A 26,693-nucleotide genomic window follows, 5' to 3' on the forward strand; every position below is an offset into this window, starting at 1 on the left:
GTGTAAGCGTTGTGAGGCGTTGAGCTAACCTGTACTAATTGCCCGTGAGGCTTAACCATACAACACCCAAAGGGTTTTGTTGTGGACTCAACTAGAACATTGAATGTGTAAGAACGAAGAAACAGCTTTCCGAATTAACAAATTTTGCTTGGCGACCATAGCATTGTGGACCCACCTGATTCCATGCCGAACTCAGTAGTGAAACGCAATAGCGCCGATGGTAGTGTGGGGCTTCCCCATGTGAGAGTAGGACATCGCCAGGCTTTATATTTAGACTCAAGAGTCTAACCAGTGCGGAGCGGTAGTTCAGTTGGTTAGAATACCGGCCTGTCACGCCGGGGGTCGCGGGTTCGAGTCCCGTCCGCTCCGCCACTTATTTAGAAACCTCGCTAATGCGAGGTTTTGTCAGATATCTACAGGGGTGTAGCTCCAATTGGCAGAGCAGCGGATTCCAAATCCGCGTGTTGGGAGTTCGAATCTCTCCACCCCTGCCATATAACGAGGCTCTAGTCATAAGACTGGAGCTTTTTACTTTGTAGCGCTCAGCAGCGGATTCAGCTTATACCCAAAGAATACGCGTGTTTGGAGTTCGAATCTCTCCACCCCTGCCATATAACGAGGCTCTAGTCATAAGACTGGAGCCTTTTTACTTTGTAGCGCTCAGCAGCGGATTCAGCTTATACCCCAAGAATACGCGTGTTGGATATTAGAATCTGTCCACTCCTGTCATAATGAAGGCTCAGGTCGAAAGACTGGAGCCTTTTTACTTTGTAGCGCCAGCAGCGGATTCAGCTTATACCTAAAGGATACACGTGTTGGGAGTTCGAATCTCTCCACCCCTGCCATATTGAAGGCTCTGGTCATAAGACTGGAGCTTTTTTACTTTGTAGCGCTCAGCAGCGGATTCAGCTGAGTGTGCTTGGTGCTCAAATCTTTCTGTTGGCCATCAGTTATATTGCTCAGAAGTGGAGACTTATACGTTTAGTATTCTTTTATTATTTCATGCATAAAAAAGCCCACTCAATCGAGTGGGCTAGAGGTATCTATCATTGCTGAATTATTTTAAAAGGGCATCGTTGCCGTTTTCGCGGATATGTTTTAGCAGTCCTTTCACACCGCGAGCACTTGAAGAGACGACGTTACCTGACTTCATATAGTCTGTACCGCCAGCAAAGTCTGTTACTATTGCTCCTGCTTCGCGTGCAATAAGTTCTCCTGCCGCAATATCCCAAGGTTTAAGACCTAACTCAAAGAAGCCGTCAACACGCCCAGCTGCTAGGTAGCATAAATCTAGAGCCGCAGAACCTGTGCGCCTGAAATCAGAGCAATCAACAAAAAGGGCAGACATAATCTTAAAGTAGGATTCAGAATGTTGCTTTTGCTTGAATGGGAAACCTGTTGCTAAAACAGCACCTTGCATATCTTTAACTTGTTTTACACGGATACGGGCACTATTTAGCTGAGCTCCAGAACCACGTTGAGCAGTAAATAGTTCATTCAGCATAGGGTCGTAAACACAAGCAACTTCCGTTTTGCCTTTTAGACGTACTGCGATTGAAACAGAAAAATGTGGGAAACCTTTAATGAAGTTTGTTGTTCCATCCAGAGGGTCTATGATCCATTGAACTTCGTCGTCTTTACCCGTTAGTAAGCCAGCTTCTTCACTGATAATTGTGTGATCTGGATAAGAGGCTCTGATGGTATCAATAACGATAGATTCTGCTTCTTTGTCGATATTAGTGACAAAATCATTGATGCCTTTTTGTGTAGACTCAATTTTATCGACATTTTCTAAAGATTTAGCAATATGATTGCCTGCTTTTCGCGCTGCGCGAATAGCGATGTTAAGCATAGGATGCATACAAATTTCCCAACGGATTTTAAAGAACAGAAAAACGGACGGGAGTATACCAGATAACTCGCCAAATGGAAGTGGGTGTTTTTTGTTCTATCAGTCAAAAGGGTGTGATGTTTTTAACTCTGAATATGTTAATATCGCGCGGTCCAAATATACGGTCTGGGAAAACCCAATGTTAGATAATGTCAAAGTGGTACTTGTTGGGACCTCACATTCAGGAAATATTGGTTCTGCAGCTCGAGCTATGAAAGTTATGGGTTTGTCTAACCTAGTTCTTGTTGATCCTCAATGTGAAATAGATCAGCAAGCAATGTCAATGTCATCAGGTGCAACTGATATACTTGAGAGCGCATCAATTGTTAGCTGTCTCACCGAAGCTATTTCGGACTGTAGTCTGGTTGTCGGTTCTAGCGCACGTTCACGCACTTTGGAGTGGCCGATGTTAGAGCCACGTGAATGTGGTAGAAAGTTTATTGAACAAGCTTCACTTTCTCCTACTGCATTGGTTTTTGGTCGAGAGAGGACGGGTTTAACAAACGAGGAGCTGCAAACTTGTCATTTTCATGTTTGTATTCCCGCCAACCCTGAGTACAGCTCACTTAATCTTGCTATGGCAGTTCAGACGTTAAGCTATGAAGTGCGTATGGCGTATTTAGATCATAAAAAAGCAGTCTATCAACCTGCTGAAACATGTGAATTTCCTAGGCATAAAGAGCTAGAGTTGTTCTTTTCGCATTTGGAGAGCGTAGCAAAGGGCGTTGATTTTATTAGTGATAAGCAGCCCGGAAAAGTGATGAATAAGCTGCGTCGTTTATTCACTCGAGCTCGACCTGAAGCTCAAGAGCTAAATATTTTACGTGGCATTTTAACTGCAGTGGAAAAAAAACTGCCTTAATTCTTTCCCAAGTATTTTTACAACTAATACTTGAGTAAAATACTGGGTTAAATACTTGACTAATTTAGTCAGGTATGAAAGAATTTATAACACATAAACGATGTGGATATGGTGTTATATGAGACTTACATCTAAAGGAAGATACGCAGTTACAGCCATGTTAGATGTGGCTCTGCACTCACAACAAAATCCCGTACCACTGGCCGATATTTCAGAGCGCCAGGGTATTTCACTTTCTTATCTGGAACAACTCTTTTCCAAACTACGAAAAGCTGGGCTGGTCGCTAGTGTTCGCGGACCAGGAGGCGGCTATCGTTTGGGTACTGATGCCAACACTATCGCAATAGGGACGGTTATTGCCGCAGTAGATGAGTCTGTCGATGCGACAAAGTGTCATGGTCGAGGTGATTGCCAAGGCGGAACTCGTTGCCTAACTCATACACTTTGGCACGATTTGAGCTCAAGAATCAGTGATTTTTTAAACAACATCACTCTCGGTGAGCTGATGACAGATAATGATGTTCTAGAAGTATCCGATCGACAAGATCTTGATCTTGCGACTAATCATGGGTTTTCTAAAAAGAATTCTAACACCGCACCCATCGGTATAAATTTCCGCTCATAAAGCGGTTTGCCTGTTACATTGGAGTAGAGAATGAAACTGCCTATTTATCTTGATTATTCAGCAACATGCCCAGTTGATCCTCGGGTGGCTGAAAAAATGGTTCAGTACATGACTATGGACGGTACGTTTGGTAACCCAGCATCTCGTTCACACAGATATGGCTGGCAGGCGGAAGAAGCCGTAGACACTGCTCGTGAACAGATTGCAGATTTATTAAATGCAGATCCGCGAGAGATTGTTTTCACTTCTGGTGCGACTGAATCTGATAACTTAGCGATCAAAGGTGCTGCTCACTTCTATTCTAAGAAGGGCAAGCATATTATCACTTGCAAAACAGAGCACAAAGCTGTTCTTGATCCATGTCGTCAATTGGAACGCGAAGGTTTTGAAGTTACTTATTTAGAGCCAGAAACTGATGGTATTATTGACCTAAAGAAACTTGAAGCAGCAATGCGCGAGGATACTGTTCTAGTCTCTATAATGCATGTAAATAATGAGATTGGAGTTGTTCAAGATATTGCGGCAATAGGCGATTTGTGTCGTAGCCGTAAAATCGTTTTCCATGTTGATGCCGCCCAATCGGCAGGCAGATTGCCAGTCGATGTGCAAGAAATGAAAGTTGACCTCATTTCGTTATCGGCACACAAGGCCTATGGCCCTAAAGGTATCGGCGCTTTGTATGTTCGTCGCAAACCACGTATTCGCTTAGAAGCTCAGATGCATGGTGGTGGTCATGAACGTGGTTTCCGTTCTGGTACTTTGCCAACTCATCAGATTGTTGGTATGGGCGAGGCTTTCCGTATTGCTAAAGAAAACATGCAGAAAGACTATGAGCATGCATTGGCTCTTCGTAACCGCTTGTTTGAAGGTGTAAAAGACCTTGAAGCTGTCACTGTGAATGGCTCTTTTGAACAGCGTGTGCCTCATAACTTGAATATAAGTTTTGCTTTTGTTGAAGGTGAATCTTTACTGATGTCACTGAAAGATCTTGCGGTTTCTTCAGGCAGCGCGTGTACTTCAGCCAGTTTAGAACCTTCATATGTACTACGAGCTTTAGGCTTAGATGATGAACTAGCGCATAGCTCAGTTCGATTCTCTTTCGGTCGTTTCACAACCGAAGAGGAAGTTGATTATGCGATTGAGCAAATCCGTTTAGCAGTGACTAAGCTACGCGACATGTCTCCTCTATGGGATATGTACAAGGAAGGAGTGGATTTAAGCACAGTCGAGTGGGCGCACCACTAACTTGTTAAGTTACGCTTCAAAAGTTGTTATAGAGGATTCGAGGAAAATATTATGGCATATAGCGAAAAAGTAATTGATCACTACGAGAACCCAAGAAATGTTGGTTCTTTTGATAAAGAAGATCCAAATGTGGGCAGCGGTATGGTTGGAGCTCCAGCCTGTGGTGATGTGATGAAGTTACAAATTAAAGTAACGCCAGAAGGCATTATTGAAGATGCCAAGTTCAAAACATACGGTTGTGGCAGTGCCATCGCGTCAAGTTCACTTGTTACTGAGTGGGTCAAAGGTAAAAGCATAGATGAAGCTGCAGAAATTAAAAATGCAGAAATTGCAGAAGAGCTTGAGCTTCCACCGGTAAAAGTACACTGCTCAATTCTTGCGGAAGATGCAATTAAAGCAGCCGTTGCTGATTACAAGAAAAAACACCAATAATAAGCAGTCTGTATATAATGGGGGGCTTTGCCCCCATTTCACGAGTTAACAAATTAATTAAGGTGCAGGGTGCAGTATGGCCATCACAATGACAGAAACGGCAGCAAGTCGAGTAAGAACATTCCTAGAAAACCGAGGTAAAGGCGTCGGTTTGCGTTTGGGTGTTAAGACTACAGGCTGTTCTGGAATGGCTTACGTACTCGAGTTTGTTGATCAGCTTAATGAAGAAGATGAAGTGTTTGAGCATCAAGGCGTTAAAGTCATTATCGACAAAAAGAGTTTAGTTTACCTTGACGGCACAGAGCTTGACTACGTTAAGGAAGGGCTTAATGAAGGTTTTGAATTTAACAACCCCAATGCCAAAGGTGAATGTGGCTGTGGTGAAAGCTTTAACGTCTAACTGATGAGTGCCACTTGGCCCTGAGCTATTTAAGGACCGACCTCTTAATGAATTATTTTGAACTATTCGGGCTACCAAGTCAGTTTCAACTGGATGGTAGCCTTCTTTCTTCGCAGTTTCGTGAGCTACAAAAACGCTTTCACCCGGATAATTTTGCTACTGCATCTGAGCGCGATCGCTTGATGGCGGTACAAAAAGCATCAGAAATAAATGATGCTTATCACGTGCTTAAAAGTCCGCTCTCTCGAGCAGAATATATTCTTGCCGAAAATGGGATTGATATTCGTGATGAACAGCAGACGATGAGCGATCCAATGTTTCTCATGGAACAAATGGAGCTGCGAGAAAAGCTTGAAGATATCCCATCTCAACCTGAACCAGAGGCTGCGCTGTTTGATTTTGATGCTGAAGTGAGTAAAACCCATAAGCAATATCTTCAAGCTGTCGAATTAGAACTGAACGCAGGCCAGTGGACTCAAGCGGCCGATACTGTGCGTAAGATCAAGTTTATCGCCAAACTGAAAAATGAAATAGAGCTAGTGGAAGAGAAACTCCTCGGCTAGTGAATGATAAGGACCAAGCATGGCATTACTCCAAATAGCCGAACCTGGACAAAGTTCAGCACCTCATGAGCATAAGCTAGCAGCAGGTATTGATTTAGGTACGACTAATTCGCTTGTTGCTGCTGTACGCAGTGGTGACGCTTCAACGTTAAAAGATGAATTGGGGAGGAGTATTCTTCCCTCCATCGTTAACTACTCTCAAGCAGAACCTATTGTTGGTTATGAGGCGAAACAAAAGGCTGAATCGGCTCCGGAAAACACCATGATTTCGGTTAAGCGTTTACTTGGGCGGTCACTGCAAGATATTCAGGCTAGATACCCTAATTTGCCTTATCAGTTTAAAGAAAGTGATAATGGTCTACCTGTCTTCGAGACGGCATCCGGTGACAAGAATCCAATTCAAGTATCCGCTGATATTCTCAAATCGTTATCTGAGCGCGCTGAGCAGACACTCGGTGGTGACTTGTCAGGAGTTGTTATTACCGTGCCAGCTTATTTTGATGATGCCCAGCGTGCTGGTACAAAAGATGCGGCTAAGCTAGCTGGTCTTAATGTTCTACGCCTATTAAATGAGCCCACTGCAGCTGCGATTGCCTATGGTCTCGATTCTGGACAAGAAGGAATCATCGCTGTTTATGACCTTGGCGGCGGTACGTTTGATGTGTCTATTCTCCGTTTGTCAAAAGGTGTGTTTGAGGTTCTTGCTACAGGCGGTGACTCGGCACTAGGTGGGGATGATTTTGATCATCTCTTGGCGGAATATTTATTAGAACAAGCTGGTGTTAAAGCGCCATTGTCCCCAGAGCAGCACAGAACAATATTGAATCTTGCCACTGAGACTAAGATTGAATTATCCAACAAAGATTCTGTCGATATTGAGGTTCTAGGTTGGACAGGGAAGGTATCTAGAAAAGAGTTTGATTCCTTGGTGCAACCTCTGGTGAAAAAAACTCTAATGTCTTGTCGCCGAGCGTTAAAAGATGCGCAAGTTGATGTCGAAGAGGTATTAGAAGTTGTCATGGTTGGAGGTTCTACGAGAACCATACTAGTTCGTGAAATGGTGGGTGAGTTTTTTCAACGTACGCCATTAACCAGTATTAATCCTGATGAAGTCGTAGCCATAGGTGCTGGTATTCAGGCCGATATCTTAGTGGGTAATAAACCGGATACTGAGATGTTGCTTTTGGATGTAATACCTCTTTCTCTTGGTATTGAAACTATGGGGGGCTTGGTTGAGAAAATAATTCCACGCAACACGACTATTCCAGTCGCGCGAGCGCAAGAGTTCACCACATTTAAAGATGGTCAGACTGCGATGAGTGTGCATGTTGTGCAGGGAGAGCGAGAAATGGTCGATGATTGTCGCTCATTAGCTCGATTCTCTCTCAAAGGAATCCCTCCAATGGCAGCTGGTGCAGCGCATATACGAGTCACTTACCAAGTTGATGCTGACGGTTTACTCTCTGTGAATGCCATGGAGAAGAGCACTAAGGTTCAATCTGAAATTCAGGTCAAACCTTCTTATGGCTTGAGTGACGATGAAATGGCGAATATGCTGCGTGACTCTATGACTTATGCTAAAGAAGATATGTTAGCGCGCGCATTGGCTGAGCAGCGAGTAGAAGCTGATCGAGTGATTGAAGGATTGTTGGTCGCCATCCAAGTTGATGGTGATGATCTTCTGTCGGAGAGCGAAAAAGCAACCTTAGTTAAGGTTATTGAGTCCTTAATTGAGCTTCGTAACGGTGATAGTGCTGATGCCATTGAACAAGGCATTAAAGATGCTGACAAGGCGAGTCAAGATTTTGCTTCACGCCGTATGGATAAGTCGATTCGATCTGCGTTATCAGGTCAATCAGTAGATGATATTTAAGAGAAACAGTTATGCCTAAGATTATTGTATTACCGCACGAAGATTTATGTCCTGAAGGGGCGGTTTTGGAAGCGAGTACAGGTGACACAGTTTTAGATGTCGCACTTAAAAATGGCATCGGCATTGAGCACGCGTGTGAAAAATCTTGTGCCTGCACCACATGCCATGTGGTGATCCGTGAAGGTTTTGATTCTCTTGAGGAGAGCGATGAGCTAGAAGATGACATGCTAGATAAAGCATGGGGTTTAGAGCCTGAATCACGTTTAGGTTGCCAAGCTAAAGTTGCTGATGAAGATCTTGTTGTAGAAATACCTAAGTATACACTCAACCACGCTTCTGAAGATCATTAAAAAACGAGTGTTATAAACTAACCAAAAAATGAGAAGGAAAGTGAGCAATGAAATGGACGGATTCACGGGACATTGCGATAGAGCTTTGTGATAAGTTTCCGGAGCTTGATCCTAAAACAGTTCGATTTACTGACTTACATAAATGGATCACCGAGTTAGATGAGTTTGATGATGAACCTAATCGCTCGAATGAAAAAATCCTAGAAGCAGTGATCTTATGCTGGATGGATGAAATGGACTAGAGAGAAGAGTAAAAGCTTTTCAAGTTAACATTTCTGATTAAAAAAAACGGGCGATATCGCCCGTTTTTTTATCGAACTAACATTTTTAGCTTTTAAGATGCTAACATCCCTAGGTTGAGAAAATAGGCGTAGAGTTCGCCAGTAATAAAGACAAGGAGAAACCATGTCCGAACAAATGTCAGTATTTTTGAGTACCGAACCAGCGCCTGCCCATTGGGGAGAAAAAGCAATCCTTTCTTTTTCAGAACAAGGTGCAACGATTCATTTAGGACAAGGTAATGAACAAGAAGTCGTTCAGCGGGCTGCTCGAAAACTAGACTCTCAGGGTATAGCATCGGTTTTACTCCAAGGTGCAGGCTGGGACTTAGAAACAGTTTGGGTATTTCATCAGGGATATCGTAATCCAAAGAAAAACAATGCGTTAATTTTGCCTGAACTTGTTGACGCTGCTCAAGCCGAGTTAGAAGCACGGATTAAAGCGACTGAATTTACCCGCGATATCATCAATAAACCGGCTGAGGAAGTCGCCCCAAGACAGTTGGCGACTATGGCGGCTGAATTTATTAAGTCTGTTGCACCAGAAGGTTCGGTGAAAGTCCGTATTGTAAAAGACAAAGATTTGCTAGATGAAGGTTGGGAAGGTATCTATGCTGTCGGGCGTGGTTCGGAGAGGACATCGGCTATGTTACAGCTGGATTATAACCCTACTGGCGATGAGAACGCGCCTGTCTGGGCATGCTTAGTTGGTAAAGGGATCACCTTTGACTCTGGTGGCTATAGTATTAAGCCATCAAACTTTATGACGGCGATGAAAGCAGACATGGGCGGCTCTGGTACTATTACCGGTGGATTTGCTCTGGCGATTATGCGCGGTCTTAACAAGCGGGTAAAACTTATTCTCTGCTGTGCTGAAAATATGATTTCAGGTAGAGCGCTAAAGCTCGGTGATATTATTACTTATAAAAATGGCAAGACAGTTGAGATTATGAATACTGACGCAGAAGGGCGTTTAGTGTTGGCTGATGGTTTGATTTATGCCAGTGAACATAAGCCTGAATTGATTATTGATTGTGCAACCTTAACTGGAGCGGCCAAGAATGCACTAGGTAATGACTATCATGCATTAATGAGTTTCGATGAGTCTCTTTCTCAGCAAGCTTTATCTGTTGCTCGAGAAGAAAAAGAGGGCTTGTGGTCGCTTCCTCTGGCCAGTTGTCACCGAGATATGTTACCGTCAAGCTTTGCGGACTTGTCTAATATCAGTAGTGGAGATTACGCACCGGGTGCGAGTACCGCAGCAGCGTTCTTATCCTACTTTGTAGAAGATTATCATAAAGGATGGCTGCACTTTGATTGTGCAGCGACGTACCGTAAATCTGCAACGGATATGTGGGCTGCAGGGGCAACTGGAGTTGGCGTACGTACTTTAGCTGGTTTACTCATCCAGCAAGAAAATCAGTAATTTTAGTGGCGTCTTAACGCTCAATCGCAAATATTATAAAGGTATATCTATGGCTCTAGAAAGAACATTTTCTATCATCAAGCCTGATGCAGTAGAACGTAACTTGATTGGCGAAATCTACAATCGTTTTGAAAAAGCAGGATTTAAAATTGTAGCAGCAAAAATGGTGCAGTTGACTGAGGAGCAGGCTAGTGGTTTTTATGCTGAGCATGAAGGCAAGCCATTTTTTCCACCACTGAAAGAGTTTATGATATCAGGGCCAATTATGGTTCAGGTTCTTGAGGGAGAAAACGTCATTGCCAGATATCGTGAGCTGATGGGTAAGACCAATCCTGAAGAAGCTGCTTGTGGCACCCTTCGTGCCGACTACGCCATAGATATGCGTCTTAATTCGGTACATGGCTCAGATAGTCCAGAATCGGCAGCCAGAGAAATAGAGTTTTTCTTCCCCGCTGCTGAAATTTGCCCTCGCGGTTAGTTTACTCCTATATCTAGTATGGGTGCTGCTGACATTGGTAGCACCTTTTATCACATCTTTTTGCCTAGGTAGATATCTTATCGCGGTTAACAAACGGTTTATCAATTTAGTTGATGAGTCTTGTTATTGATATTATGAAAATCATAAGGTTAGAATCTTTACCTCCGTATTGATTTTATTTTTTAATCAGCATATTAAGTTGAGTTAAATATTACCTTAACTTACTGAAAAGTATTCTTCTCTTATATTTTTTTTCCTTAAGAAAGTAGTACTATTAGGTGATCGTCTTCACGACATAAGTTTTTTTATTCACACATGCACGCAAAGCTATCAGTCTTGACAGATTGTGATATACTCTGCGCGCAATTTATACCTTATTAACAGAGTAAGACAATGGCAGATTTATCAAAGTACAGAAACATTGGTATTTTCGCGCACGTTGATGCGGGTAAAACTACCACCACTGAGCGTATCCTTAAGCTTACTGGTAAAATCCACAAAACTGGTGAAGTACACGACGGTGAGTCTACAACTGACTTCATGGAGCAGGAAGCTGAGCGTGGTATCACAATCCAGTCTGCTGCCGTTACTTGTGAGTGGAACGGCCACCGCCTGAACGTTATCGATACTCCGGGACACGTTGACTTTACAGTAGAAGTATATCGTTCACTTAAAGTTCTAGACGGTGGTATCGGTGTATTCTGTGGTTCTGGTGGTGTTGAGCCTCAGTCAGAGACTAACTGGCGTTACGCGAACGATTCAGAAGTATCTCGTTTGATCTTCGTGAACAAACTAGACCGTATGGGTGCAGACTTCTTCCGCGTTGTTGACCAAGTCAAAAACGTGCTGGGTGCTAACCCTCTAGTAATGACTCTGCCTATCGGTCGTGAAGACGATTTCGTTGGTGTTGTAGATGTTCTAACACGTAAAGCATACGTGTGGGATGACTCAGGTCTTCCAGAAAACTACGAAGTTCAAGATATCCCAGCTGATATGGTTGACGATGTAGAGCAATACCGTGAAGAGCTAGTTGAAACTGCTGTAGAGCAAGACGACGAACTAATGGAAGCGTACATGGAAGGTGAAGAGCCTTCTATCGAACAGCTAAAAGCTTGTATCCGTAAAGGTACTCGCGATCTAGCATTCTTCCCAACTTTCTGTGGTTCTGCATTTAAAAACAAAGGTGTTCAGCTTGTTCTTGACGCAGTTGTAGACTACCTGCCAGCACCAACAGAAGTTGATCCTCAGCCTCTAACTGATCCTGAAACAGGTGAGCCTACTGGTGAAGTTGCTACAGTATCTGCTGATGAGCCACTAAAAGCACTAGCATTCAAAATCATGGATGACCGCTTCGGCGCTCTAACCTTTGTCCGTATCTACTCTGGTCGTATGAAGAAGGGTGACACTATCCTTAACTCTGCAACTGGCAAGACTGAACGTATCGGTCGTATGTGTGAGATGCAAGCTGATGAGCGTAACGAGCTGACGGAAGCACAAGCAGGTGACATTATCGCAGTTGTGGGCATGAAGAATGTTCAAACTGGTCACACTCTATGTGATCCTAAGCATGAATGTACGCTTGAAGCGATGATCTTCCCAGAACCAGTAATCTCAATCGCAGTTGCACCTAAAGATAAAGGTTCTACTGAGAAAATGGGTATCGCTATTGGTAAGATGGTTGCAGAAGATCCATCATTCCAAGTAGAGACTGATGAAGATTCAGGTGAAACTATCCTTAAAGGTATGGGTGAACTTCACCTAGACATTAAGGTAGATATCCTTAAGCGTACTTACGGCGTTGAGCTAGAAGTAGGTGCTCCTCAGGTAGCTTACCGTGAAACTATCACTCAGCCAGTTGAAGACAGTTACACGCACAAGAAACAGTCTGGTGGTTCTGGTCAGTTCGCGAAAATTGACTACCGTATCAAACCAGGTGAAGCAAACTCTGGCTTTACGTTCTCATCATCAGTTGTTGGTGGTAACGTACCTAAAGAGTTCTGGCCTGCAGTAGAGAAAGGCTTCGGCAGCATGATGGAAACAGGTGTTCTTGCTGGTTTCCCAACACTAGATGTTGAAGTTGAACTATTCGACGGTGGTTTCCACGCAGTTGACTCTTCAGCTATTGCTTACGAAATCGCGGCGAAAGGCGCATTCCGTCAGTCAATGCCAAAAGCGGGGGCTCAGCTTCTAGAGCCAATCATGAATGTTGATGTTTTCACTCCAGAAGACAACGTTGGTGATGTAATCGGTGACCTTAACCGTCGTCGTGGTATGATCAAAGACCAGCAAGCTGGTACTACAGGCGTTCGTATTAAAGCTGACGTACCTCTATCAGAAATGTTTGGTTACATTGGTCACTTACGTACTATCACTTCTGGTCGTGGTCAGTTCTCTATGGAATTTGCACACTATGCACCTTGTCCAGCTAACGTTGCTGAGCAAGTTATCGCAGAAGTTAAAGAGCGTGAAGCTAAGAAGTAATTCTTATCGTTTTATGTGATAAAAACCCGTAACTTTTGTTACGGGTTTTTTTATTTGACGATACAGAGTTGATCGTTACTCTTCGATAACTCTCTGCAGCCACTGAGTAAAAGCGAGAATACGTTTTAGTCGCGGTGATTCTTGATCATAAAAGACATTAAATTGAATCCCCGGATGCATAGCGATTTCAAAAGGCTTGATTAGTAGTCCGCGACTGACTAAATCATTGGCCAATGAATCTGAGGCAAGACAAGCACCGTGACCAGCAATCACTGCATTCATTGCATGATCAAAGGTACGCACTTCTGTCCATTGTACTGACTCTTTGTCCATTTTTACTCCCGCTTCTGCAAACCAAGTTTGCCATGGGTATCCCCCAGATTGGTAATGTATTAGCCAAGTGTTAAGCAGTTGCTCTGGTCTCGATAAGCCCATGTTGTTTGCTAAATGGGGAGAACAAAAGGGATAGATAGGATCCTCGAATAAAAATTCTTTATGGAGCCCAGTTGTATTTGCAAGCTCTTCACCTTGCCATATTGCCAGATCAACCTCACCTTGTTTTAGTTTGGGTTCATCACAGCTTGTTTCAATCCTAATTGGGATGTTGGGGTGCAGAGAGGAAAACTGCCAAAGTTTGGGTAAAAGCCAACATGATGCAAATGAGGGAGTCGAACTGACACAAAGTAGCCCTTCAATCGGTTCACTTTGAATCTGATTTAATCCAGTGACGATACTCTCAAACCCTTGAGAGACATGCCGATATAAGATTTTTCCTTGTTCAGTGAGACGCATTTCTCGGCCGTCTCGCATAAAGAGTTTACAGCCTAGTCCATCTTCAAGCTGGCGAATCTTTTGGCTTACAGCTGCTTGACTGACAAATAGTTCTTCTGCAGCTTTACTATAACTGCTTAATCTGGCTGCAACCTCAAAGTATCTAAGGCCTGAAAGGTGATGTAAGCGTGCGTCCATAGGCTCTCTTTATTAGTATTTTTGTTATAGTAATCTTTTCTATTAAAAAGCAAAAGGAGAGCTTGTGCCCTCCTTTACCATGGTTAACTTATTTGAACCGTGAACTTACTCTTCCCAAACCACAAGTTTATCTTTGGGCCAATTTTGTCCCACTTCATGATACATTTGCTCAAGGATATGACGCTTTATTTTAAGAGTTGGCGTTAAAATACCATTTTCAATACTCCAAGGCTCTTTAATCATTAACACGCCTTTAATTTGTTCGTGTGATTCTAGAGACTCATTCATCTTCGCAATGACTTTTTTGGTTGTCCTTTCGTACCGCTCTCTGTCGAAATTAGGGAAATCATGAGGAACGGCTAAAAGTATCGGTGAAGGTAAACCTAGGCCAATCAGGCACATCATTTCAACTCGACTATATTCAAACAGTTTTTTCTCAATAGGTACAGGCGCAACAAATTTGCCTTTAGAGGTTTTAAAGGTATCTTTTTTACGTCCTTGGATTGTCAGATAACCCTCACTGTCAACCGTTCCGATATCTCCAGTATGTAGCCAGCCCTCTGAATTAAAAGATTCTTGTGTAGCGATGTCATTTTTATAATAACCAGAGAACATCCCTTCACTGCGAACTAATATCTCTTCATCTTCGGCTATTTTTAACTCAATTCCGGGACCTGCGTTACCAACACTGCCTATTTTATCTGCGCGAAATGGATAGTTGATGGTGCTGTATGCAAAAGATTCTGTCATGCCCCAAGCTTCGGTGATATGAAGACCTAAACTGTGATACCACTCGAGCAAAGCTGGTGATACGGGCGCCGAGCCACAACCTAATACACGGGCTTGATCTAGCCCAAGGCCATCAGCCAGTTTCCTTTTAATAAGAGAGTTTAAAAATGGTATTTTGAGCAGAATATTGAGCTTTTTCTGCGGCAATTTGTCTTGAATTCTCTGTTGAAACACAGTCCAAAGTCGAGGTACAGAGATAAATAGTGTTGGTCTGTGCATTTTCACATCTTCGATAAAGGTATCGAGCGACTCTGGAAAAGCAGTTGATACCCCCCCGACAATAGAACACCCGAATATGTAGACCCTCTCAGTGATATGGGCGAGAGGAAGATAAGAAAAAAGTCTGTCATTTGGCTCTATGCCGATGTGGTTAATAAGCTGCTCTACTGACCAATTAAACGCCCCATAAGTGAGCATTGCGCCCTTTGGTAACCCTGAAGTACCTGATGTATATACAAGCGACATCAGTTTATCGTCTTGATGAACTGCTCGATAATCACTTGGTTCCGCAGATTTGATTAATTCACTAAAAGTGTGTTGGCAGGTTGGTGCCGTATCGTATGGAAGAGACAGGCTAACCAAATCAGGCATCTTATCAATAATTTGTTGAGTTGCCGCAGTATCATCGAGTTTGCCACCAATCAGTGCTTTACACTCACTATGAGTAATACAGTATTCTATGGTTTCTGAACCAGCGGTAGGAAATATAGGTACGCTGACAAAGTCACCGAGCATCATAGCAAGATCACAGATAAACCATTCTGCACAGTTTTTTGATATGAGTGCTATTTTGTCGCGAGGCTGTATACCAAGCGCTTGCAAAGCAGAAACGAGTTTTAATGCTTTGTCGGCAACTTCTGCATAAGTGAACTCGACAAACTGACGGTTAATAATTTGCTTTAAATACACTTCATTGGGGCGCTCCTCTGCCCAGTGAAGTATCATTTCATTCGGTGGTGGAAGAGTACAAGTGCTTTTGCGTAACTCGTTAGGCTGAATCATTTTCTAACTCCATGTTATTAGCAAAGTTTTGTCGTTGTTATTGTTAACAGCGTGTTAATTTTAACATGGGGGATTATGAAAGCGATAAGTTGAGAAGAGAACTTGTGACCAGAGTGTAAAAACTAATGCATTTGTCGATAGATTGCTGGACTGTAGCCGGTTTTCTTTTTGAATATTCGAGAAAAGTATGAGACGTCGTTGTACCCACATTGAAAAGCAACAAATGATATTTTTTCCCTCTTATTTTCAGCGAGTAATTTCTTCGCTAGGGCTATTCTTTTCAGTGTTACGTAATCACGAAAGCAAACGCCAATAGACTTATGAAATAACTTTGAGAAATAGGTGACTGAATAGTGGCAATAGTCTGCAATATCTTCTTCTCTAATTTTACCTGATAAATTACCATCTATATAACGTAAAACCTCTAGTAACTCCTGACTTAATTCTTGTTGAACTGAATTATCGTTTAATCCATGAGTGCTCAGCACTTCTTGATGCTGATGAAAGGAGTAGTCTATATCATGGCTAAGCTTTCTTATTGTCGAGTAAGTCGAGTTACTGCTCAGATCTAGGGTTGCAAACACAACGTCTAAATCTTTAATTTCCGGAGACAGGCAGTCCTTATAAATAACGACTAATTTCTTACCGAGATTACGGCATAGTTTGGTTGTGGTGATGAATAATGAATCAAAGTTAGCCTCATAAAAGAAAAAGCAGAAATATATGCCAGTTTCGCTTAACACAGAAACATCGTGGCCAAAGTCTGCCAGTTGAAAGTAATCTTCCATTTCACGAAGCGTATCTTTTCTCACGTAACTTGTTGATTTTCCTAGCCAGTATCCTTTATGTAATATATCCACTGATTTTTATGCTCCGTATGAAAAGAACACTTACTAAGATACAGATTAGGCGAGTAAGGGATAATGACAACCAAGAAGGATTGCATGGGCATCGTCGAAAAGCGAGCTAAAGAGTATTTATCGGTGCAACCAGGATCACTTTACATTTTTATTTTCTGAACTAAGGTCTCGTTTTTTTGAGGGTCTTCTTGTCAAGTTTCAAAAATGAAACAGATGGATAAAAGTCTTTGGTTGCTAATGGATATTTTTAGTTTTCTTTTTAAACCATTACTTATAAAAAATTAGATATTTTTTATTTTTAAAATTGGTGCTTATTAACCCTTTATTTCTTGTTGAACTCTTACAAAACCTTTTTCAATACTAGCAAAAAAGTACATACGATAGTCAAAATAATCCTAACTAACCATTTTGTCATTAGCTAGCTTTAGGATAAGCGATCGCGCTTAATGTGTTCTTATAAAGGAGACTGAACATGAACAATGCTCTAAACAATATCAAAGAGTTTCTGAAAGACGAAGAAGGCCTATCTGTGGTTGAATATGTGGTAGGGGCTGGTTTAGTAGTTGCTGGTCTAACGGGCATCTTTACTACGTTTAGCGGAACGCTTGAGGGTCAGTTGACTGGCATATTTGGCTAAGACGGTAATTTTCGAAGAGCCAAGAATACCCGCTAGTGACAGCGGGTATTTTAGTTTTGACGTTGGATTAAAGATGATCGAAAACATTAAACGCTTTTCTTTAGATGAGGATGGCTTAGCGGTCGTGGAGTATACAGTTGCAGCAGGACTCATAGTCGCTGGTTTTGTTGGTTTAATTGCCACGTTTAGAGATACACTTACTGCTCAATTCGCGTCTATATTTAGTTAAGTACGCAGCGCCCAATAGGAGCGTGTCTATGAACTTAACTATATGGATCGTCTTGTTCGCAATCGCCGTGTCTGATGCAAAAGAACACCGTATTCCCAACATTGGTGTGCTTATGGTCATCCTGTTGGCATTGGCAGACAAGGTTTTCATTCTGCAAGATTTTTCGGTGGTAATTTGGTCTGGGATGGTTGGGACAACTTGTTTTTTTGTCTCGTTAGGTTTGTATTTTTTGAAGGTTATGGCTCCCGGAGATGTGAAGCTTCTCGGAGCGATAGGTTTTTGGTTAGGCCCCGAACATATCACATATGCGGTTTTTTGGATTGCGTTGTTCAGCGTTGTTATCGGGCTGTTTTTTGCGTTTTTAAGGATGGCTGAAGCACCAGAAAAAACCAAAGAGTTATTACAAAAATATTCCTTAGTTGCGCTGCACAATTATCCGACTTCGGCCGTGATAGAAAGATATAAATCAACGAGTGGAGCGTCTTATAGAATGCCTTTTGCACCTGTGGTTGTGTTAGGAGTCGCCGCTTATTTTTACTTTTTGAATCAATGACGGGAGTAGTCACTATGGTTCAAGTATCAGAGAAAGCACATCACAGGACAAAGCTTACCCCACAGGCAAAAGAGCCCACAGTACCGACGACTTTCGAAGGACTTGGAATACCGAGAGTTGTAGTTGAAAATTTGGTAGTGAAGCACCTCGCTGCCTATCCTAAGTCCGATATTCTTCAGTTAACCAAGCTACTTGCTGTCAATAGCCACTTGATTGAAGACATTCTGGTGGCTTTGCGAGCTAAATCTCTAGTGGAGGTATTTCAGGCGTCAGCTGGCTCTTTTTCATCTCAAACTGCCGGCCATGTCCGCTATGGATTGTCGGAGGCTGGAGTTCAAGAAGCCGATACAGCTTTCTTGAAAGACGCTTACTTGGGGCCTGTTCCTGTCTCTCTGTCAGCGTATTGTGAAATGGTCAAAGAGCAAGATGTCAGAGCACAAATGGTCAATAGAGCTGATGTTGAATATGCGTTGAGCGATGTATTAGGTGCGCAGCGAATGATAGGTGTATTGGGGCCAGCCATTAATTCAGGGCGCGCTTTGTTGCTATATGGTGGTGCTGGATCAGGTAAAACATTCGTAGCGACTAAACTACTGAACTCACTAAATACTTCCGTTTACATTCCATACGCGGTCTTTGCTGCCGGGAACATCATAAAAGTGTTTTCACCTCAACACCACAAAAGAATTGATGACAACAATGAGCAAACCATTACTTTCAAAGAACATCATGATCGTCGTTGGGCATTGTGTGAGCGTCCAAGTATCCAAGTAGGTGGTGAATTGACGATGGATATGCTCGAAGTTAACCATAGTGAACACAACAAGGTATGGATGGCTCCACTTCAAATGATGGCTAACAATGGTATTTTTATCATCGATGATTTAGGACGCCAGCCCATGCCAGTGGATACGTTACTTAATCGTTGGATCGTCCCCATGGAATACTTTTATGACTATTTGAATCTGCCAAACGGGCAGCAAATTAGTATTCCGTTTATTCTCACTCTCGCATTCTCAACCAATTTAGACCCTGAAAAAATTAGTGATCCGGCTTTTCTTCGTCGTTTGGGTTACAAGATACAATTCGGCCCGTTGGAAGAAGCAGAGTATCGTGACTTATGGGAATCTATAGCCCATTCTAAGAAGGTGGGACTGACTGACGATAGCTTCAAGCAAGTATTGGAATTGCACCGCAACACAGCTACAGGGTATTACCCATGCATACCAAAAGACATAGTAGGAATAAGCAGAGATATCATCATTTTTGAAGAGGAAGAACCCGTTATCACCTCGAAAATCTTGAGACGGGCATGGGAAGTCTATTTTACGGCAGACGGTAAGGGAGGAGGCGCTCGATGAGCAGAAACCAAGTAATGTTACTTTTTTTATTGTCGATTGCCTTCGGCTTGGGTGCGGTTTTTTTTGCAAAACAATGGATGGACAGACAGCTACAGCCTCAAACTGAGGTTGAAGTTGTTGAACGTGAGCCAGTAATCGTCGCTGCGCAGGATATCTTAGCGGGTACCATAATTGAGAGTCAACATCTTACCAGTAAGCTTCTTGAGAAAGCTTGGCGAGATGAAAACCAATACACATCGGTCGAAGCTCTAGTCGGAGAGGTCGCCGCGATTAACATATTTCCTGGGAGCATAGTAACGATAAATCATCTCACTGCGCCCGGAGAAGGTTCAACACTCGCCTCTTTGATCCCAGAAAATAAGCGAGCGGTCACGATCCGAGTTAATGATGTTATCGGTGTGGCTGGCTTTCTTTTACCCGGTAATAAAGTAGACGTGCTCAATACCATAAAATACAGCTCGACATCTGCGACCACAGTAACCGTCTTAAAAGAAATTAAGGTATTAGCGGTGGACCAGACGGCTAAAACCAAAGAAAACAAGCCTATCATAGTGCGTGCGGTGACGTTGGAAGTGTCACCCAGAGAGGCAGAGAAGCTTTTATCTGCACAGAGTAAAGGAGAAATACAGCTTGCCTTACGTAACCCTCATGAGGAAGAAAGGGTCGTTAAGCGTTATGTTGCTCCTAGTGTTACGGTCATTAAGGGGACAGAGTCTCGCAATATAAGAGTCAAGGATTGAGGTCAAATATGCGATGTTTAATCATTATTATTTCATTATTTTGCTTTTATTGGCAAAGCGCTGTTGCAGCGACCCGGTCTGGCAAAGCCGTGTTAGTTCCCCATCATAAATCAACCCATGTTACTTTAGCCGGGAAAGCCAAACGAGTATCACTTGGTGATCCTGAAGTTTTGGATATTGTCATGCTCAAGTCGGATGAAGTATTCCTCATAGGTAAAAAACTTGGTTCCACTAACCTGATGGCGTGGGATAGCCGAGGGCGTTTGATTGAATCGATCAATATTGAAGTTACACACGATTTAAATAGTTTAAAGTCAAAACTTTATGAGTTTCTTCCTGATGAAGAAATTAACGTTCATAGTGCTCAAAATAGATTGATTCTAAGTGGCCAGATAAGCAGCCAGTCTGCGATGAACGTTGCGTTGCGGGTAGCTGAAACTTATTCCGTTGGTGAAGAGGCTGACGAGGACAAGACGTCTCTAAGCGAACAGACAAACAAAACCGGAGTCATTAACCTCATGTCGATCGGGGGGGCGCAGCAAGTCATGTTAGAAGTTACGGTGGCAGAGGTTCAACGAAGTTTAGTGCGAAAATTCGATGCAAATTTCCACTTTTTCCAGCAAAATGGCAACGTTTCGTGGGGAGGCACATCTACAGGTGCTTCGTTACCGACAACGTCGACGTCCGTGATACCGACTTTTACCGCACCGTCTGTAGATAGCACAGGCTTATTAGGTTCCTTTATCGACAGTAATACCTTGTTTTCTTTTGCTTTAGACCTAGCTAAACAAAATGGAACCGCCAAGGTATTAGCTGAGCCTAATCTCACGGCGCTAAGTGGAGCAAAGGCTGAGTTTTTAGCTGGTGGTGAGTTCCCTATTCCAGTACCAGATGAAGATGGGATTACCATAGAGTACAAAGAATATGGTGTCGGGCTGAAGTTTATTCCCACCGTCTTAAGTGATAAAAAAATCAACCTCAACCTTGCTATAGATGTCAGTGAAATCGCAAATACTTCTTCACTGACTCTAACGCCAAACGCAACCAATACTACTTATACTATTCCGCCAATCACTAAACGAAGTGCTTCTTCTACCCTTGAGATGGCGGATGGTCAAACTATTGGTATCGCGGGGCTGCTTAGTGAAAATGTTAGAGATGTGGTCGGAGAAATGCCCGGTTTTAGTGATATCCCGATCTTGGGGCAATTGTTTAATAGCCAAGATTATACCTCCAACGAAACTGAGCTTGTTATTTTAGTTACGCCGAGGCTTGCTAAGCCAGTGAATCGAAACAAGGTGTCATTACCAACAGATTCCTTTATTGAGCCATCTGATTTTGAATACTATCTGTTGGGGCGCGGTGCCTATATTGCACCTGAAAGTCCCCACCAAATGAATAAGGTAGATGAAGCTCGTTTTTTGAATAACTCTAAGGGTGGCACTGAAGGTACTTTTGGACACAGTTTGTAGGGGCGAAAATGATGAAAACAAAACATGTAATATTAGTACCTCTTTGTTTATCGTGGCTGCTGACAGGGTGTGTAAACAGAGCTGAAGAGCTGGGTGCCCATGTGGTCAAACTTAGGTCAGAGCAGACCTACAACTTAAGTGCAACAAGAGAAAACATGGCTATTATTCCAGAAGGAAGTGGAGAAAGAATGGAAGGGGTGAACCAAGTATATACCGGCAAGCAGGATATGGAGCTGAAAGGAACAGAAAGTCAGTTCGTCCGAGATAAAAAAAATAAATAAGTCTGTTTAACCAAGTGTTTTAAGTTTAGTCCTTTCAACAGACCTGCAAAGGATAACGAGCTTGAGACCAAAGAGTCGATTTCATTCGTAACGTGGTTTCTGCGTAAATAGTCAAAAATGAAGAGCGTTCTTTTTGGCGTGGTCTTTAAATGGTCTTAGTCGTGAAGTTGAGATTGGTAAAACGATAATAACTAAATAGGGAAGCAATTAATCCAAAGTTGAATTTTAATTGCTAGGAGAATACTCATGGGAGAAGCAGTCAAGTTATCATCAAGCGGCGAGTGTCCAATACGGTTAAAAACTAGTTTGGTTGTATGGATATTTTACTCATCCGACACTTTTAAACTGCACATTAGTCAAGAACTTAATAAGTGTCAGGGGGTGAGCTTTGAAATGATTTCATTTCATGGCCTTATTGTCAGTAACCTTGCCCACTTCGCCCAGCCAGATCTTATTTTCGTTGAAACCGGACCGAATTGGGCTCAAAAAATTGTGGATCTCCAGCAGTATGAAGCGCCAGAATCTCATGATAGTGGGTATGACGCTTCCCTTATTGTATTCGGAAATGAAAACGATAATGGGGCTTTAAAAATCGCTCTAAGGATTGGAGCTGCTGATTTTATCTCTGATCAGGCTGAACTGGATGAACTAGCGCCACTTTTAAAAGGTGTCGCTGAAGATAAAGTAGCCAGTCGGCAGTTGGGTGAGTTATTGATTTTCATGAATACTAAGGGAGGGGCAGGTGCGACTATGATTGCAGTAAATACAGCTATTACCCTCGCCAAACATTACCCCAATGAAGTTCTTCTCCTTGATTTAGATATGCAATTTGGCGTTGTGGAGGATTATTTGAATGTTAATGGAACATATGGCTTAGCTGACGCTGTTACCAATGTTGCAGATCTTGATGATGTATCCTTAGGCAGCCTTGTCACAAAGCACGAATCGGGCCTTCATACCATAGGTTTTAAAAGGGATAATAGTGCGGAAAACTTTGAAAAATCGCAGAGCATGAACAAACTTATTCCTGTGTTAAGGGAGCGATATCCCTATGTTATCGTCGACATGTCACGTGGACTTGATCGAATTTTTTCGTCAGTCGTATCTCCCGCAACTAAAATATTCTTGATTACACAGCAAAATCTCGTCGCAATTAAAAATACCACACAATTAATGAAGTTAATGACATTTGAGTATGGTGTCTCCAAAGAGCACATGGAAGTGGTGATTAATCGCTACGAAAAACGCCAATCTATTAAGTTAAAAGATGTAGAGGACACCGTAGGGCATGTTCAAGTACACACCATACCTAATGATTTTAAAGTGGCTTTGGAAAGTGCAAATTTGGGTCGGCCCTATATGCACTCAAAGAAAAATAGTTCGATAGCCAAGTCAGTAAAAAAATTGGCTGCTTCGCTGTTGCCAGAGCAAGACAATCATAACAATTGGTTTAAAAAGCTGTTTTCTTAAAAATTATACGTTGAAAAGGACTGGCTATGCTTTTTAAGCGAAAGAACATTAATACCGATCTTCAGCAAAAAGTCGCTGAAATGGAAGAACAGCAGACTGTTCAAATCAGTTTCCATGACGAAGGTGGTGCAGATACTCGTGAGACCGAGCCAGATTCATTACAAGAGCGCAGACGACTTGAAGCAGAAGCTAAAGAACATGCGGTTGAAGAAGCGAAGAAGCAACTTGAGCAAGAGTTATCTGTAAAACACTATTACCATCAAAGATTACTGGAGACCTTAGACTTGGGACTTTTGGCGAGTTTTGAGTTGGACCGAGCCAAAAAAGAGCTTCATGATGCAATAGTACAGCTCATGGCAGAAGATAAGACCCATGCCCTAGGAGCTGAAGGGCGTAAACATGTTATCCAGCAAATTGAAGATGAAGTGTTTGGGTTAGGGCCTTTGGAACCTTTGCTTAATGATTCTTCTGTCTCGGATATATTAGTCAATGGTCCTAAACATGTCTTTGTAGAGCGGCGCGGTAAACTTGAACTTACGCCGTATACGTTTCTTGATGAACGGCATCTACGCAATATTTTAGATAGGATTGTCAGTCAAGTTGGACGAAGAATAGATGAGGCTTCCCCTATGGTAGATGCTCGCTTGGCTGATGGATCTCGTGTTAATGCGATAATCCCCCCTTTGGCTCTCGATGGCTCTTCAGTGTCGATACGCCGATTTGCGGTTGAGAAGCTCAATATGGATAACCTGCTTAACTTCAACTCACTTTCTCCTGAAATGGCAAAGTTTGTTGAGGCTGCGGTAACCGGTGCGATGAATGTGTTGATATCGGGCGGCACCGGTTCTGGAAAAACCACCACACTGAATATTTTTTCTAACTTTATCCCTTCCGATGACAGGATTGTGACCATAGAAGACTCAGCTGAATTACAACTGCAACAACCCCATGTGGTTCGATTAGAAACAAGGCCAGCAAATCTTGAAGGCAAAGGTGAGATTACTCAGCGAGACTTGGTAAAAAATGCTCTGCGTATGCGCCCTGACCGTATTGTCCTTGGTGAAGTTCGTGGCGCGGAAGCGGTGGATATGTTAGCCGCTATGAATACTGGCCATGATGGTTCTTTGGCGACGATTCACGCTAATACGCCTAGAGATGCGCTGTCTCGGGTTGAAAACATGTTCGCCATGGCAGGGTGGAATATGTCGGCTAAAAACTTACGTTCTCAAATTGCATCCGCGATTCACTTGGTGGTGCAGATGGAGCGCCAAGAAGATGGTAAACGTCGTATGGTGAGTATTTGTGAAATCAATGGCATGGAAGGAGAAATTATCACCATGTCTGAAATTTTTAAATTTCATCGCAAAGGTATGGATGATGAGGGAAATGTTATTGGTCACTTTGTGGCTACGGGAATCGTACCGCAGTGCCATGATCAGTTAGCCAAAAAAGGTCTGCGTTTACCATTTGATATCTTCAATGAATCATTTTCATAGGGAGAATAGACATGTTGCAAGACTCGACATTGTTTATTATTTTACTCTTTTTTTCGGTTGTTTTTATCTCACAGGCTCTGATACTTCCTGCCGCTGGGAGTAAGGCAAAACACAAAGAGCTGTCGGAACGTTTAAAAGAATCGCAGTCGAAGTTGGATGAAGAGGCGCGCTCCTTACTTCAAGAGCACTACCTTAAAAGTTTGACACCAACCGATAGAAAGCTAGTCAAAGTAGAGTTGCTATCTTCACTGAAAAAGATGATTGAATTGTCGGGATACGACTGGAGTCTGTCTCAAACCTTGATATTCACATCCATTTTGTCTGTCTGTGCTTTATTTGTTGTTTTGCTGATAGGCCAGCCCCTCTATGTTGGCTTAGTTTCAATAGTAGGAGTATGGGGCTTTTTATATTTTTGGTTGAACAAAAGGATTTCGGATCGACTGTCAGCATTTGAAGAGCAGTTACCCGAAGCCTTAGACATTATGAAGCGGATGCTTCAAGCGGGCCAGCCGGTTACTCAGGCTTTTAATGAGGTGGGTGTTGAGATGCCTGCACCGATTGGTGTTGAGTTTAAAAACACATTTAATCTGCTCAATTATGGATACGACATGCGAATGGCGATTATGCAGATGGCAGAGAGAACGCCCACGGTTTCCATGTTAGCTTTCTCTAGTGCGGTGTTACTGCAAAAAGAAACGGGGGGAAACTTGGCTGAAAATTTAGAAAATGTTTCAAAAGTGTTGAGATCTAGATTTAAATTACAAAGAAAGATCAAAACACTATCAGCCGAAAGTCGCTTATCAGCTTGGATACTTATCCTGTCGCCATTTGTTTTGTTTGTTTTCCTCAGTCTGATTAATCCAGATTATGTTAGACCTCTGTATACGGATCCGAGAGGTATGACTTTAGTGAGCGGTGGAATCGTGAGTCTATTTGTCGGTTCAATGTGGATACGAAGAATAATTAGCTTTGAGGTTTGATATGGATTTTCTCTTCAGTCAGCTCAGCAGGCACAATTTAGATGAACAGGCAGTTTTGCTTGGTGTAATCTTGCTTGCAACTATATTGTTCGTATTTACAATATCTCTGCTTTTTGTTGGTTCCAAATCCCCAGTAAGGACCAAGCTAGAGCAAATGAAGAATGCAAATAGCACCAATAAGCTGAAAAAAAGCCGCAAGTTTGATCATACCCTCGAATCATTAGCCCCTATGATGCAGAGTTCAAACACTAAAGAGAGTGAAAGTATTAGGCATAAATTGATGCATGCCGGTTATCATGATGCCAATGCACTAACGGTGTTTTACGCTCTCAAGAGTATCTCTTTAGTGTTAGGCTTGTGTATAGCCGCAGCCTTGTATTTCCTATTTCCCGGTATGCCAATGCTCAATTTTGCTATGATCACCAGCACTGCGATTGGTCTATTTGCTCCCAATATTCTTTTAAACCAGCAGGTAGGAGCACGCCAGAAGAAAATTCGTGGTGGTATTGCAGATACTCTCGACTTACTTGTCGTATGTACAGAGTCTGGTTTGGGCTTCAATGCGGCATTAAGACGAGTTGCTGACGAAATTAACATATCTCATCCTGATTTTGCCGATGAGCTTGATACAGTTTGTGTAAAAATTAACGCAGGGGTTGAGATGTCCGATGCCTTTGAAGATTTGATTGACAGAACTGGCTTGGTTGAGATTGTAGGTTTGGTAACTATGTTGACCCATGCCTCACGTATTGGTGGTAGTTTGTCTCAGACTTTGCGAGATTATACCGAAGATTACCGTGACAAACGTAATCAAGAACTTGAGGAAGTGGCTGCTAAAATACCGACGAAAATGATGTTCCCATTACTTATATTTATTTGGCCTTGTTTTTTTATTGTGGCAATAGGCCCAGCAATGTTGCAGTTTACTTCTACCCTAGGAAGCGGATGAT

Annotated in this window: 27 protein-coding genes, 2 tRNA genes and 1 rRNA gene; 26 read left to right on the forward strand and 4 right to left on the reverse strand. The window is 42.6% G+C overall.

Annotation, left to right across the window (positions count from 1 at the left end; genetic code table 11):
- The first annotated feature begins 147 nt into the window (after positions 1-147).
- The 3 genes from rrf to DPF90_RS19835 all read left to right on the forward strand — a co-directional run bounded on the left by rrf (position 148) and on the right by DPF90_RS19835 (position 494).
- Positions 148-263: ribosomal RNA gene (gene rrf, locus DPF90_RS19825) — 5S ribosomal RNA — on the forward strand.
- Between the two features lie 32 nt (positions 264-295).
- Positions 296-372: transfer RNA gene (locus DPF90_RS19830), tRNA-Asp, on the forward strand.
- 45 nt (positions 373-417) lie between these two features.
- Positions 418-494, forward strand: a tRNA-Trp gene (locus DPF90_RS19835).
- Between the two features lie 563 nt (positions 495-1,057).
- On the opposite strand, the gene suhB is transcribed toward DPF90_RS19835, so the two are convergent.
- Complete coding sequence (gene suhB, locus DPF90_RS19840; protein WP_114788023.1) at positions 1,058-1,861, reverse strand: inositol-1-monophosphatase; 804 nt, start codon at positions 1,859-1,861, stop codon at positions 1,058-1,060.
- Positions 1,862-2,030: 169 nt separating this feature from the next.
- Here suhB and trmJ point away from each other — a divergent pair, with 169 nt between their 5' ends.
- The 12 genes from trmJ (at position 2,031) to fusA (ending at position 12,904) form a co-directional block, all read left to right on the forward strand.
- A complete protein-coding gene (trmJ, locus tag DPF90_RS19845) occupies positions 2,031-2,753 on the forward strand; it encodes a tRNA (cytosine(32)/uridine(32)-2'-O)-methyltransferase TrmJ (RefSeq protein WP_114788024.1) in 723 nt (240 codons plus the stop codon).
- 118 nt (positions 2,754-2,871) lie between these two features.
- Positions 2,872-3,378 carry a Fe-S cluster assembly transcriptional regulator IscR gene (gene iscR / locus DPF90_RS19850; RefSeq protein WP_114788025.1) on the forward strand — a complete coding sequence of 169 codons (507 nt, stop codon included), beginning with the start codon at positions 2,872-2,874 and terminating at the stop codon, positions 3,376-3,378.
- Between the two features lie 30 nt (positions 3,379-3,408).
- Positions 3,409-4,623 carry an IscS subfamily cysteine desulfurase gene (locus tag DPF90_RS19855; RefSeq protein ID WP_114788026.1) on the forward strand — a complete coding sequence of 405 codons (1,215 nt, stop codon included), beginning with the start codon at positions 3,409-3,411 and terminating at the stop codon, positions 4,621-4,623.
- A 51-nt stretch (positions 4,624-4,674) separates the two neighbouring features.
- Positions 4,675-5,055 carry a Fe-S cluster assembly scaffold IscU gene (gene iscU, locus DPF90_RS19860; protein ID WP_114788027.1) on the forward strand — a complete coding sequence of 127 codons (381 nt, stop codon included), beginning with the start codon at positions 4,675-4,677 and terminating at the stop codon, positions 5,053-5,055.
- 76 nt (positions 5,056-5,131) lie between these two features.
- Complete coding sequence (iscA, locus tag DPF90_RS19865; protein ID WP_114788028.1) at positions 5,132-5,455, forward strand: iron-sulfur cluster assembly protein IscA; 324 nt, start codon at positions 5,132-5,134, stop codon at positions 5,453-5,455.
- A gap of 47 nt (positions 5,456-5,502) precedes the next feature.
- Positions 5,503-6,018 carry a co-chaperone HscB gene (gene hscB, locus DPF90_RS19870; RefSeq protein ID WP_114788029.1) on the forward strand — a complete coding sequence of 172 codons (516 nt, stop codon included), beginning with the start codon at positions 5,503-5,505 and terminating at the stop codon, positions 6,016-6,018.
- Positions 6,019-6,037: 19 nt separating this feature from the next.
- Positions 6,038-7,891 (forward strand): Fe-S protein assembly chaperone HscA, encoded by a 1,854-nt coding sequence (gene hscA, locus DPF90_RS19875; RefSeq protein WP_114788030.1) that lies wholly within the window; start codon positions 6,038-6,040, stop codon positions 7,889-7,891.
- Positions 7,892-7,902: 11 nt separating this feature from the next.
- Entirely contained in the window at positions 7,903-8,241 is a 339-nt protein-coding gene (fdx, locus tag DPF90_RS19880; protein WP_114788031.1) for an ISC system 2Fe-2S type ferredoxin, read from the forward strand.
- 47 nt (positions 8,242-8,288) lie between these two features.
- Complete coding sequence (iscX, locus tag DPF90_RS19885; protein WP_114788032.1) at positions 8,289-8,483, forward strand: Fe-S cluster assembly protein IscX; 195 nt, start codon at positions 8,289-8,291, stop codon at positions 8,481-8,483.
- Between the two features lie 163 nt (positions 8,484-8,646).
- The gene (gene pepB, locus DPF90_RS19890; RefSeq protein ID WP_114788033.1) at positions 8,647-9,945 is read left to right on the forward strand and encodes an aminopeptidase PepB; all 1,299 of its coding nucleotides are present in this window, start codon (positions 8,647-8,649) and stop codon (positions 9,943-9,945) included.
- Between the two features lie 49 nt (positions 9,946-9,994).
- Positions 9,995-10,423 carry a nucleoside-diphosphate kinase gene (gene ndk, locus DPF90_RS19895; protein ID WP_114788034.1) on the forward strand — a complete coding sequence of 143 codons (429 nt, stop codon included), beginning with the start codon at positions 9,995-9,997 and terminating at the stop codon, positions 10,421-10,423.
- 393 nt (positions 10,424-10,816) lie between these two features.
- Positions 10,817-12,904, forward strand: a complete 2,088-nt coding sequence (gene fusA, locus DPF90_RS19900) for an elongation factor G (RefSeq protein ID WP_114788035.1) — start codon at positions 10,817-10,819, stop codon at positions 12,902-12,904.
- A 75-nt stretch (positions 12,905-12,979) separates the two neighbouring features.
- On the opposite strand, the gene DPF90_RS19905 is transcribed toward fusA, so the two are convergent.
- The 3 genes from DPF90_RS19905 to DPF90_RS19915 form a co-directional block, all read right to left on the reverse strand.
- On the reverse strand, positions 12,980-13,873 hold the full coding sequence (locus DPF90_RS19905; protein ID WP_114788036.1) for a LysR substrate-binding domain-containing protein: 894 nt from the start codon (positions 13,871-13,873) through the stop codon (positions 12,980-12,982).
- A gap of 105 nt (positions 13,874-13,978) precedes the next feature.
- Complete coding sequence (locus tag DPF90_RS19910; RefSeq protein WP_114788037.1) at positions 13,979-15,664, reverse strand: AMP-binding protein; 1,686 nt, start codon at positions 15,662-15,664, stop codon at positions 13,979-13,981.
- A gap of 122 nt (positions 15,665-15,786) precedes the next feature.
- The gene (locus DPF90_RS19915) at positions 15,787-16,524 is read right to left on the reverse strand and encodes a helix-turn-helix domain-containing protein (protein WP_114788038.1); all 738 of its coding nucleotides are present in this window, start codon (positions 16,522-16,524) and stop codon (positions 15,787-15,789) included.
- Positions 16,525-16,996: 472 nt separating this feature from the next.
- Here DPF90_RS19915 and DPF90_RS19920 point away from each other — a divergent pair, with 472 nt between their 5' ends.
- From DPF90_RS19920 to DPF90_RS19965, 11 genes are all read left to right on the forward strand, one after another.
- Complete coding sequence (locus DPF90_RS19920) at positions 16,997-17,161, forward strand: Flp family type IVb pilin (protein WP_114788039.1); 165 nt, start codon at positions 16,997-16,999, stop codon at positions 17,159-17,161.
- 73 nt (positions 17,162-17,234) lie between these two features.
- Positions 17,235-17,390: a Flp family type IVb pilin gene (locus tag DPF90_RS20395; RefSeq protein WP_202408462.1), complete on the forward strand. Its 156-nt coding sequence runs from the start codon at positions 17,235-17,237 to the stop codon at positions 17,388-17,390.
- Positions 17,391-17,418: 28 nt separating this feature from the next.
- Complete coding sequence (locus tag DPF90_RS19925) at positions 17,419-17,943, forward strand: A24 family peptidase (protein ID WP_114788040.1); 525 nt, start codon at positions 17,419-17,421, stop codon at positions 17,941-17,943.
- Positions 17,944-17,957: 14 nt separating this feature from the next.
- The gene (locus DPF90_RS19930; protein ID WP_114788052.1) at positions 17,958-19,304 is read left to right on the forward strand and encodes an AAA family ATPase; all 1,347 of its coding nucleotides are present in this window, start codon (positions 17,958-17,960) and stop codon (positions 19,302-19,304) included.
- Positions 19,301-20,044, forward strand: coding sequence for a Flp pilus assembly protein CpaB (cpaB, locus tag DPF90_RS19935; protein ID WP_114788041.1), 744 nt, complete (start codon positions 19,301-19,303; stop codon positions 20,042-20,044). Before DPF90_RS19930 ends, cpaB begins: the two co-directional genes overlap by 4 nt.
- 8 nt (positions 20,045-20,052) lie before the next feature.
- A complete protein-coding gene (locus DPF90_RS19940) occupies positions 20,053-21,516 on the forward strand; it encodes a type II and III secretion system protein family protein (RefSeq protein WP_114788042.1) in 1,464 nt (487 codons plus the stop codon).
- 11 nt (positions 21,517-21,527) lie between these two features.
- Positions 21,528-21,797 (forward strand): hypothetical protein, encoded by a 270-nt coding sequence (locus DPF90_RS19945; protein WP_114788053.1) that lies wholly within the window; start codon positions 21,528-21,530, stop codon positions 21,795-21,797.
- A gap of 246 nt (positions 21,798-22,043) precedes the next feature.
- Entirely contained in the window at positions 22,044-23,267 is a 1,224-nt protein-coding gene (locus DPF90_RS19950; RefSeq protein WP_114788043.1) for a CpaE/TadZ family protein, read from the forward strand.
- Between the two features lie 26 nt (positions 23,268-23,293).
- The gene (locus DPF90_RS19955; protein WP_114788044.1) at positions 23,294-24,763 is read left to right on the forward strand and encodes a TadA family conjugal transfer-associated ATPase; all 1,470 of its coding nucleotides are present in this window, start codon (positions 23,294-23,296) and stop codon (positions 24,761-24,763) included.
- Positions 24,764-24,774: 11 nt separating this feature from the next.
- The gene (locus DPF90_RS19960; protein WP_114788045.1) at positions 24,775-25,743 is read left to right on the forward strand and encodes a type II secretion system F family protein; all 969 of its coding nucleotides are present in this window, start codon (positions 24,775-24,777) and stop codon (positions 25,741-25,743) included.
- A 1-nt stretch (position 25,744) separates the two neighbouring features.
- Positions 25,745-26,692, forward strand: a complete 948-nt coding sequence (locus DPF90_RS19965) for a type II secretion system F family protein (protein ID WP_114788046.1) — start codon at positions 25,745-25,747, stop codon at positions 26,690-26,692.
- Position 26,693 lies beyond the last annotated feature (1 nt).

Origin of the sequence: Vibrio tetraodonis (assembly GCF_003350295.1) — a bacterium.
Classification (GTDB): Bacteria; Pseudomonadota; Gammaproteobacteria; order Enterobacterales; family Vibrionaceae; genus Vibrio; species Vibrio tetraodonis.

Coding starts and splice junctions, on each gene's coding strand:
- DPF90_RS19945 (WP_114788053.1), top strand. CDS start 21,528: ATGAAAACAAAACATGTAATATTAGTACCTCTTTGTTTATCGTGGCTG.
- DPF90_RS19930 (WP_114788052.1), top strand. CDS start 17,958: ATGGTTCAAGTATCAGAGAAAGCACATCACAGGACAAAGCTTACCCCA.
- DPF90_RS19920 (WP_114788039.1), top strand. CDS start 16,997: ATGAACAATGCTCTAAACAATATCAAAGAGTTTCTGAAAGACGAAGAA.
- iscA (WP_114788028.1), top strand. CDS start 5,132: ATGGCCATCACAATGACAGAAACGGCAGCAAGTCGAGTAAGAACATTC.
- hscB (WP_114788029.1), top strand. CDS start 5,503: ATGAATTATTTTGAACTATTCGGGCTACCAAGTCAGTTTCAACTGGAT.
- DPF90_RS19965 (WP_114788046.1), top strand. CDS start 25,745: ATGGATTTTCTCTTCAGTCAGCTCAGCAGGCACAATTTAGATGAACAG.
- hscA (WP_114788030.1), top strand. CDS start 6,038: ATGGCATTACTCCAAATAGCCGAACCTGGACAAAGTTCAGCACCTCAT.
- DPF90_RS19950 (WP_114788043.1), top strand. CDS start 22,044: ATGGGAGAAGCAGTCAAGTTATCATCAAGCGGCGAGTGTCCAATACGG.
- DPF90_RS19960 (WP_114788045.1), top strand. CDS start 24,775: ATGTTGCAAGACTCGACATTGTTTATTATTTTACTCTTTTTTTCGGTT.
- DPF90_RS19925 (WP_114788040.1), top strand. CDS start 17,419: ATGAACTTAACTATATGGATCGTCTTGTTCGCAATCGCCGTGTCTGAT.
- iscR (WP_114788025.1), top strand. CDS start 2,872: ATGAGACTTACATCTAAAGGAAGATACGCAGTTACAGCCATGTTAGAT.
- DPF90_RS19910 (WP_114788037.1), bottom strand. CDS start 15,664: ATGATTCAGCCTAACGAGTTACGCAAAAGCACTTGTACTCTTCCACCA.
- DPF90_RS19940 (WP_114788042.1), top strand. CDS start 20,053: ATGCGATGTTTAATCATTATTATTTCATTATTTTGCTTTTATTGGCAA.
- suhB (WP_114788023.1), bottom strand. CDS start 1,861: ATGCATCCTATGCTTAACATCGCTATTCGCGCAGCGCGAAAAGCAGGC.
- DPF90_RS19905 (WP_114788036.1), bottom strand. CDS start 13,873: ATGGACGCACGCTTACATCACCTTTCAGGCCTTAGATACTTTGAGGTT.
- DPF90_RS19855 (WP_114788026.1), top strand. CDS start 3,409: ATGAAACTGCCTATTTATCTTGATTATTCAGCAACATGCCCAGTTGAT.
- ndk (WP_114788034.1), top strand. CDS start 9,995: ATGGCTCTAGAAAGAACATTTTCTATCATCAAGCCTGATGCAGTAGAA.
- DPF90_RS20395 (WP_202408462.1), top strand. CDS start 17,235: ATGATCGAAAACATTAAACGCTTTTCTTTAGATGAGGATGGCTTAGCG.
- pepB (WP_114788033.1), top strand. CDS start 8,647: ATGTCCGAACAAATGTCAGTATTTTTGAGTACCGAACCAGCGCCTGCC.
- fusA (WP_114788035.1), top strand. CDS start 10,817: ATGGCAGATTTATCAAAGTACAGAAACATTGGTATTTTCGCGCACGTT.
- cpaB (WP_114788041.1), top strand. CDS start 19,301: ATGAGCAGAAACCAAGTAATGTTACTTTTTTTATTGTCGATTGCCTTC.
- iscU (WP_114788027.1), top strand. CDS start 4,675: ATGGCATATAGCGAAAAAGTAATTGATCACTACGAGAACCCAAGAAAT.
- DPF90_RS19955 (WP_114788044.1), top strand. CDS start 23,294: ATGCTTTTTAAGCGAAAGAACATTAATACCGATCTTCAGCAAAAAGTC.
- iscX (WP_114788032.1), top strand. CDS start 8,289: ATGAAATGGACGGATTCACGGGACATTGCGATAGAGCTTTGTGATAAG.
- fdx (WP_114788031.1), top strand. CDS start 7,903: ATGCCTAAGATTATTGTATTACCGCACGAAGATTTATGTCCTGAAGGG.
- trmJ (WP_114788024.1), top strand. CDS start 2,031: ATGTTAGATAATGTCAAAGTGGTACTTGTTGGGACCTCACATTCAGGA.